Origin of the sequence: Pseudomonas sp. 18175 (assembly GCF_050432925.1) — a bacterium.
Classification (GTDB): Bacteria; Pseudomonadota; Gammaproteobacteria; order Pseudomonadales; family Pseudomonadaceae; genus Aquipseudomonas.
Genome location: NZ_JBKFTO010000005.1, coordinates 114,941 through 129,514 on the forward strand (window position 1 = coordinate 114,941; position 14,574 = coordinate 129,514).

20 protein-coding genes are annotated in these 14,574 nt (G+C 62.0%); 19 read left to right on the plus strand and 1 reads right to left on the minus strand.

The window, feature by feature from the left end:
- Positions 1-56 precede the first annotated feature (56 nt).
- The 11 genes from ACLD1Y_RS08640 to ACLD1Y_RS08690 all read left to right on the plus strand — a co-directional run bounded on the left by ACLD1Y_RS08640 (position 57) and on the right by ACLD1Y_RS08690 (position 7,680).
- A complete protein-coding gene (locus tag ACLD1Y_RS08640; RefSeq protein WP_123750546.1) occupies positions 57-275 on the plus strand; it encodes an AlpA family transcriptional regulator in 219 nt (72 codons plus the stop codon).
- A gap of 12 nt (positions 276-287) precedes the next feature.
- Positions 288-1,139: a ParA family protein gene (locus ACLD1Y_RS08645; RefSeq protein WP_429477253.1), complete on the plus strand. Its 852-nt coding sequence runs from the start codon at positions 288-290 to the stop codon at positions 1,137-1,139.
- Entirely contained in the window at positions 1,129-1,332 is a 204-nt protein-coding gene (locus ACLD1Y_RS08650; protein ID WP_429477255.1) for a hypothetical protein, read from the plus strand. Before ACLD1Y_RS08645 ends, ACLD1Y_RS08650 begins: the two co-directional genes overlap by 11 nt.
- Positions 1,325-2,644 (plus strand): ParB family protein, encoded by a 1,320-nt coding sequence (locus ACLD1Y_RS08655; RefSeq protein ID WP_429477257.1) that lies wholly within the window; start codon positions 1,325-1,327, stop codon positions 2,642-2,644. The genes ACLD1Y_RS08650 and ACLD1Y_RS08655 overlap by 8 nt, the downstream gene beginning before the upstream one ends.
- Positions 2,641-3,201: a DUF2857 domain-containing protein gene (locus ACLD1Y_RS08660; RefSeq protein WP_429477259.1), complete on the plus strand. Its 561-nt coding sequence runs from the start codon at positions 2,641-2,643 to the stop codon at positions 3,199-3,201. The genes ACLD1Y_RS08655 and ACLD1Y_RS08660 overlap by 4 nt, the downstream gene beginning before the upstream one ends.
- A gap of 3 nt (positions 3,202-3,204) precedes the next feature.
- A complete protein-coding gene (locus ACLD1Y_RS08665; RefSeq protein WP_429477261.1) occupies positions 3,205-4,341 on the plus strand; it encodes an STY4528 family pathogenicity island replication protein in 1,137 nt (378 codons plus the stop codon).
- A 155-nt stretch (positions 4,342-4,496) separates the two neighbouring features.
- Positions 4,497-5,255, plus strand: a complete 759-nt coding sequence (locus ACLD1Y_RS08670) for a PFL_4669 family integrating conjugative element protein (protein WP_429477263.1) — start codon at positions 4,497-4,499, stop codon at positions 5,253-5,255.
- A complete protein-coding gene (locus tag ACLD1Y_RS08675; protein WP_429477265.1) occupies positions 5,243-5,719 on the plus strand; it encodes a DUF3158 family protein in 477 nt (158 codons plus the stop codon). The genes ACLD1Y_RS08670 and ACLD1Y_RS08675 overlap by 13 nt, the downstream gene beginning before the upstream one ends.
- Positions 5,716-6,117 (plus strand): single-stranded DNA-binding protein, encoded by a 402-nt coding sequence (locus tag ACLD1Y_RS08680; protein WP_123750295.1) that lies wholly within the window; start codon positions 5,716-5,718, stop codon positions 6,115-6,117. The genes ACLD1Y_RS08675 and ACLD1Y_RS08680 overlap by 4 nt, the downstream gene beginning before the upstream one ends.
- Before the next feature lie 988 nt (positions 6,118-7,105).
- Positions 7,106-7,384 carry a type II toxin-antitoxin system RelE/ParE family toxin gene (locus ACLD1Y_RS08685; RefSeq protein WP_429477267.1) on the plus strand — a complete coding sequence of 93 codons (279 nt, stop codon included), beginning with the start codon at positions 7,106-7,108 and terminating at the stop codon, positions 7,382-7,384.
- A gap of 11 nt (positions 7,385-7,395) precedes the next feature.
- Entirely contained in the window at positions 7,396-7,680 is a 285-nt protein-coding gene (locus ACLD1Y_RS08690) for a HigA family addiction module antitoxin (protein WP_429477269.1), read from the plus strand.
- A gap of 133 nt (positions 7,681-7,813) precedes the next feature.
- Here ACLD1Y_RS08690 and ACLD1Y_RS08695 read toward each other — a convergent pair whose 3' ends face one another.
- A complete protein-coding gene (locus tag ACLD1Y_RS08695; RefSeq protein WP_429477271.1) occupies positions 7,814-8,914 on the minus strand; it encodes an NADH:flavin oxidoreductase in 1,101 nt (366 codons plus the stop codon).
- A gap of 121 nt (positions 8,915-9,035) precedes the next feature.
- Here ACLD1Y_RS08695 and ACLD1Y_RS08700 point away from each other — a divergent pair, with 121 nt between their 5' ends.
- From ACLD1Y_RS08700 to ACLD1Y_RS08735, 8 genes are all read left to right on the plus strand, one after another.
- Positions 9,036-9,917 carry a LysR family transcriptional regulator gene (locus ACLD1Y_RS08700; protein ID WP_429477620.1) on the plus strand — a complete coding sequence of 294 codons (882 nt, stop codon included), beginning with the start codon at positions 9,036-9,038 and terminating at the stop codon, positions 9,915-9,917.
- Positions 9,918-10,294: 377 nt separating this feature from the next.
- Positions 10,295-10,687: a hypothetical protein gene (locus ACLD1Y_RS08705; RefSeq protein ID WP_429477273.1), complete on the plus strand. Its 393-nt coding sequence runs from the start codon at positions 10,295-10,297 to the stop codon at positions 10,685-10,687.
- A gap of 76 nt (positions 10,688-10,763) precedes the next feature.
- Complete coding sequence (locus tag ACLD1Y_RS08710; RefSeq protein WP_429477275.1) at positions 10,764-11,483, plus strand: ABC transporter substrate-binding protein; 720 nt, start codon at positions 10,764-10,766, stop codon at positions 11,481-11,483.
- A gap of 287 nt (positions 11,484-11,770) precedes the next feature.
- Positions 11,771-12,244, plus strand: a complete 474-nt coding sequence (locus ACLD1Y_RS08715; protein ID WP_429477277.1) for an STY4534 family ICE replication protein — start codon at positions 11,771-11,773, stop codon at positions 12,242-12,244.
- Positions 12,245-12,319: 75 nt separating this feature from the next.
- Positions 12,320-12,613, plus strand: coding sequence for a hypothetical protein (locus tag ACLD1Y_RS08720; RefSeq protein ID WP_172963363.1), 294 nt, complete (start codon positions 12,320-12,322; stop codon positions 12,611-12,613).
- A 72-nt stretch (positions 12,614-12,685) separates the two neighbouring features.
- The gene (locus tag ACLD1Y_RS08725) at positions 12,686-13,330 is read left to right on the plus strand and encodes a DUF6904 family protein (RefSeq protein WP_429477279.1); all 645 of its coding nucleotides are present in this window, start codon (positions 12,686-12,688) and stop codon (positions 13,328-13,330) included.
- 167 nt (positions 13,331-13,497) lie between these two features.
- Positions 13,498-13,941, plus strand: coding sequence for a hypothetical protein (locus ACLD1Y_RS08730; RefSeq protein WP_429477622.1), 444 nt, complete (start codon positions 13,498-13,500; stop codon positions 13,939-13,941).
- A complete protein-coding gene (locus tag ACLD1Y_RS08735) occupies positions 13,938-14,573 on the plus strand; it encodes a hypothetical protein (RefSeq protein WP_429477280.1) in 636 nt (211 codons plus the stop codon). The genes ACLD1Y_RS08730 and ACLD1Y_RS08735 overlap by 4 nt, the downstream gene beginning before the upstream one ends.
- The last annotated feature ends 1 nt before the right edge of the window (position 14,574 follow it).

The following is a 14,574-nucleotide window of genomic DNA, read 5'->3' on the forward strand; positions in this document are numbered from 1 at the left end:
CTGACGCGGGCTATTGAATACCGATCACCCCTAACAAGCCTTCGGGAGTGATCATCATGATTGACAACATCTCCACAGAACCCCTGCACGCCGAGCACCGTGTGCTACGCCGGGTCGATGTCGAACACAAGACCGGCCTCAAGCGCGCCCACCTGTACGCGCTGATGCGCGCCGGGCGTTTCCCCAAGAGTTTTCCACTGGGCATCCGTGCGGTGGGTTGGGATTCGCTTGAGGTTGAGCAATGGATCGCCGAACGCCGCGCCGAGCGCGACTGACGGGAGACGACCATGCGTATTGTGGCCATAGCTTCCTCCAAAGGCGGCGTCGGCAAAACCACCACCGCGGCCAACCTCGGTGGCTTTGCCGCCGACGCCGGCCTGCGTGTATTGCTGCTGGATCTGGATGTGCAACCGACCCTGTCCAGCTACTTTGCACTGACCTACCAAGCCTCGGCCGGTACTTACGAGTTGCTGGCCTGCAACGAGTGCGACCTGGACCGATTGGTGTCGCGCACCAGCATCCCCGGCCTGGACCTGATCGTATCCAATGACGAGTTGGGCCAGCTCGGTACCTTGCTGCTGCACGCACCCGATGGCCGCTTGCGGCTACGCAACCTGCTGCCGATTTTTCAGGCCCACTACGACCTGCTGCTGATCGACACTCAGGGCGCGCGCACTGTGCTGCTGGAGATGGCGGTGCTGGCCGCAGACCTGGCGCTGTCACCCGTCACCCCGGAAATCCTCGCCGCCCGCGAACTGCGCCGCGGCACCCTGCGATTACTGGACGACATTGCGCCCTACCGTCACCTGGGCATCCAGCCGCCGCCGCTATACCTGCTGATCAACCGCGTGCACCCGGTGTCGGCCGATGCGCGGCAGATCCAACAGGCCCTGCGCCAAGTGTTCAGCCACACCGGCGGTGTCCAGGTGCTGCATACCGCAGTGCCGGCGATCGATGCCTACCCGCGCGCTGCCACCCAGCAATGGCCGGTGCATCGGGTCGAGTACCGCAAGCCATCCGGGCGCGTTGCCCCTGCTGCACTGGAAACCATGCGCGCCCTGGCCGGCGAGTTGTTCCCGGCCTGGGTGGCGCGCTTCGCCACGGTCACTGGGCGCGGAGGTCGTCAGCATGGACAGTAATCGCCTACCGCGCCGCCTGCGTCGGTTGATCCTGATGGCCCTGCGTGAGGGCTGGCGGGTGGAGATCAGCCCCGACCTGCACCTGACCCTACGCAAGCCTGGCTTCACCCCGATCCACACCGGCGCCCGCGCCAACGACAGGCGCCCGGCGGAGCAGCGGGCCAAACCAACCGACAGTAATGACCATGGCTAAGCCGACCGCCCCGGACCTGGCCGCCCAACTGCTGGCCACGCCATTTACGCGCAGCGTGCCGTCTGCGCAGGCGGCCAGCGATCCCGTGGTGGACACCCCGATGCAGGTGAGCCTGGAGCAACTGCGCCCGTACCATTTCGACCCGCGTCGAGCGCCAAACCCCCAGTACCAGGCGATCAAGGCCTCGATCCGCCAGCGCGGGCTGGACCAGCCGCCGAACATCACTCGCCGCCCGGACGAAGAGCACTTCATCATCCGCAACGGCGGCAACACCCGTCTGGCGATCCTCAATGAGCTGTGGCAAGAAACCGGCGAGGAACGTTTCCACAGTTTCCTGTGCCTGTTCCGCCCCTGGACCGCGCGCGGCGAGATCCTGGCCCTGACCGGGCACCTGGCCGAAAACGAGTTGCGCGGTAGCCTCAGCTTTATCGAGCGCAGCCAGGCGGTGGATCAGGCGCGGCAACTGTATGAGGAGGAATGCGGGCATGCGCTGAACCAGCGCGAGCTCGCCGAACGCCTGACCGAGGACGGCTACCCGGTGGACCAGCCGGCGATCAGCCGCATGGGCGACACCCTGGAGTACCTGCTGCCAGCCATTCCGGAGGCGCTGTATGCCGGGCTGGGGCGGCCACAGATCCGCAAGCTGTTGGCGTTGCGCAAGGCCGCGCAGCACACCTGGCAGCAACATGCGCCCGACGCCGAGGCCGAGTTCGCGCCAGCCTTTGAACACAGCCTGGCGCGCTGCGACAGCGGTCAGGGGCAGTTCTCGGTGGAGCGGGCACGCGATGAGCTGATTGGCGATCTGGCCCAGCGTCTGGAGCTGGGCTACGAAGAACTGGCGCTGGACCTGGGCGAAACAGAACTGCATCGCGACCTGCTCAACCAGTTGCTGGAGCCCGAAGTACCGCTGCCGCACCCTGAACCTGGCAAGCTGCCGACGGCCGCGACCTTTACCCCACCGCCGACGAATGCCGCAGCACCGAATGGCGAACCGCTGCGTAAGCGCATTGCTGAGCTGGCACAGGCGATCACCGAAAGCTGCGCGCCAACGATTGAGGTACTGGCGCAGACCGAGGGGCTGGGTTTCGCCTGCCACTGTGAGGATCCCGGCACCCTGGCCGCGCAAGGCCAGGCCCTGCTCGGGTTCTGGCAGACGTTGACGGATCCGACCAATGCCACGTCAGCCCACATCGGCGCCCTGCTATGCGGCACCCCATCCCACGCCCCTTGGCTGGACGATGCGGCGCTGGCTCAACTGTTTCGCCTGATCAAGCTCGCACGCCAACTGCCCCATGCCGGTGACCCGCGATGAAGACACGGCAACCACTGAACCAAGCGGTGATCGCCCAGGCCTTGCAAGACCTTCGCAACGGCCAACTACGCCGCTGCCTGGCAATGGGCTTTACCGAGCAGCAACTGGCCGCACTAAAGCGCCCGGAGCTGCTCAGCGTCTTGATCAACGCACAGGTCTGCTGGTGCAAAGTCACGGTCAACCCAGCGGTGGTGCAGCGCATCCTGACCCAGGCCGTCGCCGTCAACGAGGAAGTCGCCACCATCGACCGCCTGCTGCGTGCCGGCGCCAGCACCGAGATGATGAGCCGCTACCACGGCCTGCCCCACCAGGAAGTGGCGACCCGCCGCGAGGTACTCGGCCTGCCCAAGCGCCGCGGCCGCCACCCCACCCTGGACGAGGCCCAGGACACCGAACTGTGGCGGCGCTGGAAACCCTTGCGCGATCAACGCCAGCTCGACTTGGCCGATGACGCGGCGATGCTGCAACTGGCGCTGGAAGTGGCCGAAGACATGGCCCTGCCGCTGTCGGTGGTGTGGGCCACGATCCAGGGTTGGGTCGAACAGAAACTGGTCTGAACCATGGCGCGCCGTCCCGAGCCGCCCGCCACCACACCGGTCCGGCCACTGCCCCGCGATGACTTTGTATACAGCGGCCAGTTGCATGACTGCGTGCCGCGCGCCCTGCTGCTGGACCGCCGCTTGTCCCCGCTGGAGCGCAATGCCTGGCAGGTGATCCGCCTGCTGCTCAATGGCGATGGCGTCACCGCCCTGCCCACCTATGAACGCCTGCGCCCCTTCCTCACCACCTCCCCCTGCGCCAGCCAAGCCTCCTGCGAAACCGTCGCACGGGCGCTGACCGTGCTGCGCCTGTGCCGCTGGCTCAGCCTGGCGCGCCGGCGTCGGCCGGGAAGTCACGGCCAATGGCAGGGCAATCTCTATGTGCTGCACGAAGCGCCGCTATCGCCCTTCGAGGCGCTGCGCCTGGACGCCGAGTACTTGGAGTTGCTCAGCCAGTCGCTGACCCATGCCAGCAAGGCGGTGCAATGGGTGGCCTACGACGCGCTGCAGGCGCTGGCCGAGGATCCGCTGTTGACCACCCGCCCGTTGCCGGAGCGCCTGCAACGGTTGGCCGATTGGCTGGAAAGCGCCACCGACATCCAGCCGCCACCACTCTCCCTGATCTCACAGCTCACCGCGGCACGTACTTCGGATTCCGAAGCCAGCCCTACTTCGGAATCCGAAATCACCTCACCTGCTTCGGATTCCGAAGCAGGTCTGAAAGCCCCGAATTCCGCCTGCCTTCGGAATCCGAAGCAGGCGCCTAGTACTGTATTTAGTATCAGTAAAAGCTTTTGTATACCGCGCGCGCGGGAAACGAATCCGGCCACGCTGCCACCCGGCTTTGCCCAACTGCGCCCGGAAGAACAGAGCGCCGCATTGGCCACCTTGCAACGCGTGGAGCCGGAATTGCGCCAGGCGGTGCTGGATGAATGGCAGGTGCGCTGCGCGGCCGGAGGCGTGCAACGCCCTGCGGCCTACCTGTTCGGCATCCTGCAAAAGGCTCTGCGGGGTGACTTCCACCCCTGGGCGACCAAGGCCAAACCAGTCTCACCACCACCCGCACCGGCACCGCTATCGCCCGAACAGCAACAAGCGCGGTTGGACAATGCGCGCCACCACCTGGCCAACCTGCGCGAGCTGCTCGGCATCCGCTAACGCCCGTGCTCTGTTCCAGCGATGTCTGCCAACGACTTATGTCACTGACATAATCAACGCGGCAATCCGGAACACCGCGCGTGTGCATTGCCCACAGACACCCAGCAGCGAACCGGCCACGCTACGCCCTCGACTTGCCTTCGAGCCCTTTGCCCATGGCCCTCACCGACCACGCCCCGCTCGGTCGCCTGCGCAGCGATATGCAGCTGACCCTGCACACCCACCATGCCATCCGCCTGTGGCAAGGCCGCCTGCCTGCCGCCGACCTGCACGGCATCTTCGGCTTGAGCGCCTTTGTCGCCATGCTTAACCGCATCCACCGCGACGCCGCGCTGGATGACCCATATGCCGATGCCTGGTTGCTGCAAGTGGAAGCCAAACTCGACAGCACCCGCGCCGCCCTGCTCGACCTGCGCGCCCAACTGAGCGACGCCCTGACCCAAGCCCCGGCCGCCCTCCGCCTGGGCGACAACCTCAACCTGGAGCCCGTGCAACTGCCCGTCACGGTCAACGCTCCGCTGGGGTTCCTTGGGCTCTACCTGCTGGCCGACTACGACGAACTGGCCCGGCGCGCCCTGCTGGCCCAGCACACCGCCCTGATCGACCCTCCCACCCTGGATCGCTGGCTGGAGGAAGGTGCGCACCAACTGCGCAGCCTGTTCGGCCTGGTCCAGCCCTACCGCTCCAGCGGCGTCTGCCGCAGCGATTTCCAAGCCAACAACGCCAGGGCGGCGCACGCGCGCGAACAGTTTGGTGAGCTGCCACAGCCAGTGCTGGAGGGCCTGCAGCGTGCCCGTCACGCCCCGACGATCCGGCGCCCTGGGCCAACCAAGACCAACGGTACTGGGCCAGAGACCACGTTTGCAGACGATGCCGCCAGCGATGACGAGGAGGCTCAACCATGCCCTCACTGACCCACGTCGAGGCGCTGGAACAGCTCGCCTCCCTAAAAGGCCTTTTCAAGGGTAAGGGGGAGTTGATGGTGCTGGCCGAGGCCTGCTGCGCATTGCGCGATGAACTGATCCAGCAGGATCTGCATGCCGTGCTGGCCGATGCCCGTACCCCGCCGCTGCACCTGATGCCGGTGCAACTCAATCGCCAGGCCACGGCCGCCGGTACCTGCTTCCTGCGCTGGCGCCGGGTCGACCGCGCGGCCATGGGTGTGGCGCAGTGGCAGGCACTCTTGCTGGCCCCGAACACGCCTGAGCTACTCGTGCCCCAGCTGTATCAGCTGGAACACCAACGCGTGCTGCTCAACGCCCAGATCAGCCTGGCCCACAACCTGGCACAGCAGGCCCGCAGCGCCGTCGACAAACTGGCCCATGCCGAGCACATCGTCCAGCAGCGCCTACCCATCCTTGCCCCGGAGGTTCCATGAGCACCTATTTCATCGGCGAAGGCAACATCGGCTCCGCCCCGGAATTTCGCGAATTCCCCCGCGACAACGTCGAACCCCGGCGCCTGCTAAGGCTCAACGTCTACTTCGACAACCCAGTGCCGACCAAAGACGGCTATGAGGACCGCGGCGGCTACTGGGCCCCGGTGGAGCTGTGGCACCAGGACGCCGAGCAGTGGCAGGCGCTGTACCAGAAAGGCATGCGTGTGCTGGTCGATGGCCGCACCGTGCGCGAAGAGTGGGAAGACCGCGAGGAGAACCCACGCGTCACCTTCAAGATCGAGGCACGACGGGTGGCGATCCTGCCGTATCGGTTGGCGCGGGTGATGTTGTTGGCGCCTGCTGAGCCGGCCGCCGATGTGCCTGACGACCCGGTGTGACTCAACTGCCAACATGCTGTTGTAGTCCGCTTCCCACGTCATTCGTCGCGTCGGTATTGAAACGATGTGCAGGGATTTTTACGATTCCAAGCGACGGTGTACCGGCACCGTCACGGAGTGGCGGGTAGGTGACGGACCACCTCATGACCGCCTACTGCGCCCGCCACTCCACTCCTTGCGCAAGATTGAGCCTCAAGGACGACTCCCTCCCCAACTGTCGGCTTGAGGCTATTTTTCCAATGCCATCGAATCGATCGGGTGCCTGGGTAGGACGCGCACAGGTGGGGAACCTGTCTAAGTAGGCGCGACCAACATTGGAAGTGGCGGAATCAATGCAGTGGTGCTGGCGTCCCATTGCCACCAACCAAAGCGGTAGTTGGCGTTGCAGTGATTTGACCTTGACTGCCTTTCACGCCTGACACTCCAGCGTGCTCCCTCCGAACACCGCCATCGGGTAGTCAGCGTCCATATCAAAATCTCGCAATCTGAGACAGCGGCATCCATCGCAGTAGCAAACGGGAAGGTTGTCGAATCAGCTTTCCGCTACTGCGCCGATGCGGCCACTCCCAAGCTACGCCAGCACTGCCGACCCGCTCGGCACCCGCCCAGGTAGCCCCGATCTTCACGGCTACGACGTGGCAACCGCCGCGTTGATCCCAGCGCCTGCCCGCTAGTCCCGCAGGTATCCATTCCAGTGGCCCACCCAGGCCATCATTGGCTGGAGGTTCTTCACAGTGAAAACACCACTCCCAGAGTCCGCGCTATCGGTCCTGATCGGGAATCAGCAAACGCAAGCCTTGGCACTCGCGTTCCTATTTCACGCACAGAAGAAGGCCACCTCGCTCGACGCAATCGACAACAGAATGGGAAGGCTCGATCCCCCTGCGCCACGCGCCGGCAATGACACTCATGCTTGGAGGATTCGGTCCCTGCCGATAGTCAATCCTTGCTTGAACAGTGTAAGGCCATACCTTACACTCATCCCCGTATGATCAGGCGCTTCAGGCACAAGGGCCTGAAAGCCTTACACCAACGCGGCGAGACTTCCGGCGTGCGCGCCGACCATGTTCCCCGCCTACTGCGTCTACTGGCTTCACTCGACGTTGCTCAGGCTCCACGCCACATGGACCGCCCCGGCAACCGCCTACACCCACTCAAAGGGCGCTACAGCGGTTATTGGTCGGTCAGCGTCTCGGGCAACTGGCGCCTGGTGTTCTGCTTCGAGGGTACCGATGTCGACCTGGTCGATTACCTTGACTATCACTAAGGAGGTTGATGATGCCCATGCACAACCCACCTCACCCGGGCGAAGCGATCCGCGAGGACGTCCTGCCCGCCATCGGATTGAGTCTGACCGCACTCGCACGGCACCTGGGCTATTCGCGCGGTCAACTGTCCACCGTGCTGCACGGTCACGCGGCGATCTCTGCCGATCTGGCGTACCGGCTGGAACTGGCGGGGCTTGGCAGTGCCAAGCAGTACCTTGCCGAACAGGCTGCCTACGATCTTTGGCAGGCACAGCATCGAGAGCATCCATTGATTGCGCGGTTGCAGTTGGTCTGATAGTTGATGCCCCCTGCTGAGGCAGGGGGCACTTCACGCACTTCCATAGTTAATGCCTGCCACCCCAGACTCAAAAGCACAGGCTGCGGCCCAACTTCTGAGCACCCAGAAAACTTAAGCATGCAGCAAACAATCAGCAGTTCAATTCACAACCTTTGATATCGGCAATTGGCCCGAGAATGGAGGCATCGAAATCAGTAAAGGACTCGCTGGCCGCCAAACGTTTCGGGAAGTCCGGATTGGCGAGTGCTGCCTTGCCTAAAGCAATTAGGTCGGCTCCTTCTTCTAGAGCAAAGTCGGCGTGTTCGCTAATTTGAAGGCCGCCATTGGCAATCAGGGTAGCATCCGGTGCGTATCGGTGCGCCAGGCCAACCAGACTTGTGCTGTTGTTGGCGAAAGCTGGCCTCCAAGCCTCGAATTCGGTCACATGCAGAAAGTCAACACCGGCGTCACTCAACGAGCCGAAGATGATCTCTGCATCTCGCTCGCCGTTAGCCCACTTATGCGTGAAGTCGTTGACCTTGCCCTGGGAAATTCGGACACCTACCGGCACCGCGCCCACTGCATCGCGTACGGCCTTGATGACCTCCAAGGTCAGTCCGAGGCGACGTTGTGTATTACCTCCCCAGCGGTCGGCGCGCTGGTTGGTGTGATCGGTCAGGAACTGGTCGAGCAGATAGCCATTCGCTCCATGTATTTCAACGCCGTCAAAGCCCGCTTCTTCAACCGCACGCTTCGCAGCCTGCGCAAACCCTGAAACGGCATCAGCAATATCTTCATCGCTCATCGCCCTGGGTACAGGATACTGACCCTCACCGTAATAAAAGCGCATCTGCTCACCTTTCGGGCGCACCGCAGAAGGCGCGGCCGAATGATCAGTAAAGCGATTTCCCTGAGACAAGGCACCTGCGTGCATGATCTGGGCGAACACAGCCCCCTGATGAGCATGGATGCGCTGCGTTAAGTCACGCCACGCCAAGGCTTGCTCCTGGTCGACAATGCCTGGCTGAAAAGGATATCCCTGGGAAAACTTTTGGTCGGTATAGATACCCTCGGTGATGACAAGTCCGAAGCCGCCTTTTGCGAAACGCTCGTAGTAGGAGGTCATCCTCGGTGTGGCTAGCCCCGTGACGCTGGCACTGACGCGGGTCATCGGCGCGACCGCAAGCCGATTGCGCAGGAGCAGACCATTCATATCATAAGAGGTTAATATTTTTACTTCTGAGTCAGTCATATGCATCTTCTGGTTAGCCTCAACTTGCTTTGGTTGATTGATTTACCAGATATTAGGTGTGCGGATGGACCTGACCAAGTCGTTGCGGAGTGAAACCGCCATAACACAAACGGATACAATCATGTTGATAGCTGATCTACGCATCTTCCTCTCAGTGGTATCTACCGGGAGCCTGTCGGCAGCAGCGCGTCAGCTTGATGTGGTTCCCATGCAAGTTTCCCGGCGCATCGCCGCACTGGAGGATGAGCTGGGAGTCCGCCTATTTCATCGCACCACCCGATCGGTCTCGCTCACAAGCGAGGGCGAAGCGTTGGCTCCCTACGCCCATACGATGATCGACGCTGAAGAGAGTGTTCTTGGCGAACTGCGCCCCATGCCTGATGCAGTCAAAGGTGTTCTGCGCATGACAGCACCGAGTGTCTTTGGGCAATCCATCGTATTGTCGGTTCTTCCACAGCTAATGGAACAGCACCCGGAGCTCTATGTAGAGCTGGAGGTCTCTGACAAGGTAGTTGATATCGTCGCCAGCGGCCTCGACTTGGCATTGCGAGTTGCGCCGCTGGCAGACTCGGAATTGATTGCCCGCCGTATCGCTCCGAACCCGAGAGTACTCTGCGCTGCCCCGGCTTATCTGGAGCAGCATGGCTTTCCTCGCAATCTTGCCGACCTGGACCGACATAAATGCATCCTGCTTCAGGCCGTCTCCCAATGGCCATTTGTGATCCACGGGGAAGTGCAGCGTCGCCGCATGCAAGGTCGCCTGATTACGAGCAGTGTCGACGCCGTGAGAACGGCAGCCACGCAGGGCTTGGGCATTGCCATGTTGACTTACTGGGATGTTGTTCAACACCTACGAGACGGATTACTACGGGAAATCAAACTGGAAGACGCTGAAATGGAGGCGCTTTCTGTTTGGGCAGTAACTCCGACCCGCCGGCATGTTCCGGCACGGGTGAAAGTGTTTCTGGATACGCTCGACGCGTTCATGAAACGCCTCAACTAAAGCAAAAGAATGCGCGCCTTAAGCCGATTGCACCCTGTAACGTCTTCCGCAGTGATGTCTACTCGCATCAAACCCGCAACAGTAGAGCTCCCTCGTTTCCGCGATCTCGTCCAATACAGCCAGCGGATTCATTAACGCTCATCGACCACAAAAAGCCGATCATCCGCAGCGCCGGATTGTCGCTGCAAATATCTCCGGCACATCACTAAGCTACCAATAGCACTGCCGACTCAGTCGGCACTCGCCCAGGTAGCCCCGATCTTCAAGGCTACGACACGGCACCCGCCGCGTTGATCCCAAGCCTGTCCGCACACCCCACAGGCACCCATCTCTTCGAGCGGCCCACCACGGCCGTCACTGATTGGAGGTTCCTCACCATGCACCCACAGCTCCCAGAGTCCGTACTCTCGGACCTGATCAACGCCCATCAACAGCAAGACCTGGCACCAGAGCAGTTCTTCCAGGCCTGGAGGAAAGCCGTCCTGCTCGTCGGGCCGCGTTACTTCGGTATCGAGTGCCGAAGCGACATCAACATGGCCCACAGCAAGTGGGACCTGTGTCCCGATGTCCCGCTGATCGAGTCCGCCATCGGCGTAATGAGCCACGGCGAGCAAGTGTTCCTTGCCGCGCTCGTCAGCTTCTACAACGATGAGACCGGGGGACGCCTGTTGCAGCGGGTCGGCGTCCGCGGCCTGGCCGACTTCGGTCTGCTGGACACGCAGCGACGCATGCTCCTTGCCACATTGATCATCCACTACAGCGGCTGGTAACCCACCGCACGATGGCACCCGACGGGACACCTCCCGTCGGGCGGTGTCCCTCCTTCATAAACATAGGAGATCACCCATGCCTATTCATAATCATCCGTCCAATCCGTTTGCCCGCGGGTTCAATGACCTGCGCATCCAGCGTCTGCTGGCCGTGCTCTATGACGCGAAAGCGCCGCTGTGCTATCTGCCCCCACACCCTTCCCAGCAGCACCTGAGCGACGCGGAGCTTGAGCGCCAGCCGTGCCTGTTCAATGACCAGCATGCGTTGATCGTCACCTCCAGTGCTTCGCTGACCGCTCATGAGGACAGCTACCCTCATCCGGGCATTGTCGTACAGGTGATCTATGGGGTCTTTTCCCATGATCAGTCGCCGCCGATCCTGGTGGGTGATCTGTACTCCGAGGCGCTGGCCCAGGAGCGGGTCCGGCAGATCGCGTTCGAAACCGGCCATTACAGCCGGTGCTGGGAGATCAGCAGCGCGCATTTGCCTCAGGTGGCCTGGGAGCGACTGGCGTCATCGTCAATCCCGACGGGGCTGCTGCTGGAGGCGTTCGAGCTGCCGGACAGCAACGCGCTCGGCTTCAAGCTGATTGCCACGCCCTGGACCGATAGCAATCTGGATCAAATCGACGTATGCACCGCCGATCAGTTACGCCAACAGCAGTTGGACGCTGGACTGCCGCTGGAGCTGGTCGAGGTGCTGCACCTGGCCGCGCAGGCCGATGTGCGCATACTCGTTTTCGACCCTGATGCCGCCGACTTGGACGGTTTGCCGACCTATGATCATCAGCCATAAGCCCTCAACCAGAAGCCCCGATATCGGGGCTTCGCTTTTTCCGACCGACCATGCAATCCGGAGGTGGCCGGTTGCGTATTGAGATACGCGCTTGGCGCACCATCGCGTCAGGCTGATCCCATGTTCCGCCGACCCGCTCGGCAACATGCCCAGGTGGCCCCGATCTTCAAGGCCACGGCGCCAACGCGCTGATCCACCCGCCAGTCCTGCACTGGCATCCGACCCGTGGGGCCACGTCCCGACGGGGCGTCTCCACGTTCACGTCTGTTCCGAACCAGGAGACTGTCATGTCCCACTCATCTGCCGTCGCCGGCGAGGCGACCTACTTCGATCTGCACACCCAGGGCCTGGGTTACCTCAACCGCATCCGTGAGATCTGCCCCAAACGCGGCAAGCCGTTTCTGGCCTGCACCATCGCCGCGCTCAACGGCCCGACCGAGGCGCCGGAGTACCGCTACTTCGATGTCACCGTCTGCGGCGCCGAGGCCCAGCAACTGGTCAACCGCTACGCCAGCGCCGTCGATCAAGGTCGCAAGGTGCTGATGGGCTTTCGGCTCGGCGATTTGTGGACCGATCTGTTCCGCTACAGCCGGGGTGAAAAGGCCGGGGAAACCGGCGTCAGCCTGAAGGCGCGGTTGCTGTTCGTCAGTTGGGTCAAGGTCGATGGGAAGCTGGTCTATCAGGCCCACCCCAAGGCTGAATCCGGCGATGCCGCGGCTGAACAGGCCTCGGATACATCGGCGATTGCCCAGCCCGTCTAAAACCTTGTTCTTGTCATCCTTGCGACCGGGTCACGGCATGCCGTGGCTTCGGCGCACGCCATGGAGGAATCCATCATGGAGTCCGCACGCTCTGTTGCCCCTTGCTTTGCACCGGGCAATATCTACGTTACGGCTGGGGTTCACGCTCTGGTCGAGAACGGCACCTTCCATCCTGCCCCTTATCTGAAACGCCACCTCAGCGGTGACTGGGGTGATATCGACCCCGAAGACTGGGAGGAGAATCAGTCCGCACTTGAGCATGACAATCGTCTGCTCTCGGTCTACCACGTCACGCCAGAGCTGACGTTGTGGATCATCACCGAGTGGGATCGGTCGGTGACGACGATGCTGCTTCCTGAGGAGTATTGAGCATCAGACAACGGCCTTCCTTGGAAGGCCGTTTGTCTTTAACCTTGGGGAAAACTGGAGAGAACTGACGCCATGCTTTCTTACAGGCTGCTCAATAACCATGCCGGCTTACTTCTTATTGGTGACTACACATCGCTGCGGTGGCTGCATGAAGTCATCCACGAAATAAACGACCGATCGCCGCTCATACGTGTTGATGATGGCCCGTTTCTTGGCTTGGCCTATGAGGTGCGCAAAGCCTATGAGCAGCAGCGCGAGATCATTCCCGCCCCCGAGCACTTCGAAGAAGTAGGCACACGGTACGGCACCAAACTCCTATGGCCGGTACTGCTGTTGCAGCAACGCATGATGCGCGCCTCCCTGGCCTATCTCGATCACAGTGCCAAACATCAAGCCATCACCTACGCACTTGAAGCCGTGATTGAAGAAGCCCTAATCGAGGACTTTGGCCCCCATAGCCGGGTTGTCATCGACCATTGGCAGCAAATTGACCCAGCCTCACCTGATGTTCTCGACAAGCTGGACAGTCGTGGAGGGATCTTCTGTTCTTGGACCAAAAGCGAGCGTAAGTACCGCATCGCGGCATTGCTCGCGAGCTTTGATCGCCGGTTTGAGGATAACCATCTAGCTGAGGTCGCGCGCCGGGAGAGTCCAGTGCTGTCACCAGAGGAATTGCGCATGTGGGAACAAGCTGAATGGCCAGATCCAAACTGGTGACGCAGGACCATCAGCATCACCGAACTGGCAATGTATACGGCTACCCGCGGCAACGTTTTACCGCCTGCCCTCTTGCCCTAAGTGAGGCTAGATAGCTCTCTCCGTGAGAGGGCTATTTGATGTTTTCGTCGAGTATTCGCCAGTGCTGCAATGCACTTTTTCTAAGCATGCCCCTACTGGGCGGCTGCGTTACAGCGCCGTCTTTCAAACCTGCTTGTACCGCCGTTTCGATAACGGCGCCCTCTGCGGCGCCGATCTCTATACTCAGGCAAAGCCGCTACACCTTGGTTGAACTGCGCCCCGACCGAGGTCAAGAAGATTTACAACATCAGATCATCGACCTGCGTATCCCGACCACCACCGCCACAACCGTCGGCGATGCCATGCGCTATGTACTGCGTCACTCGGGCTACCAATTGTGCGAAGGCGACCCGACGCTGGCGTCCTTGTGGGCTCTTCCCTTGCCCGCTGCACACCTGCAGCTCGGCCCACTACCACTGAACCAAACCCTGCAATTGCTGGCCGGCACCGTCTGGCGTCTGTCAGTGGATGAGCCCACACGGCAGGTCTGCTTTATCGCTGTCCCACTCGCTGGGGAGGCTCAGTCATGATGCAAACACCCCTCACCAATCCAAGCCTGACTCGCCTGCTGGTTGTAGGATGGCTGACGCTGCTCAGCCTCGCCCTGGTCGCGCTGGCACTGTCCCTGACCGGCCAAGATGCGCAGTACCGACAAGACGCGCCGGATGCCCAGATCGCCGAACTGCAAACCCGCATGCTTGAGCTGGAAGCGTTCCGCGCCTCGGTGGAGGTTTCGCCGGCGGTAGTCACAGACAGCGATTTCCAGCAGCAGCGCGATCAGTGGCAGCAACAGTGGGAAAGTCTCAATCAGCGTCAACGGGACTTCGCCAGCAGCACCGACCTGGCTGCCGTGCAAAACCGCCTTGATGCCCTAGCGCAACAGGTGAGCGCCACCAAACCCGTGGCAAACAAAGCTCGCCCTCGTACTGCCAAGCCGCGCCCGACGCCCACAACGCCAGCCTTCCAACTGCTCGGCGTAGAGTCGCGCGGCGGCGAGCGTTTCCTGGCCATCCAACCCAACGGCTCCACTGGGTTGGCCGCCGTCCGACTGCTACGGCTCGGCGATGCCGAAGGACGTTGGCAACTGAACGCCCTGGAGCCCCACAGCGCGGTGTTCCGGGTCGATCAACAGACGCAGCGCCTCCCGCTGCCGCAGGAGTAGG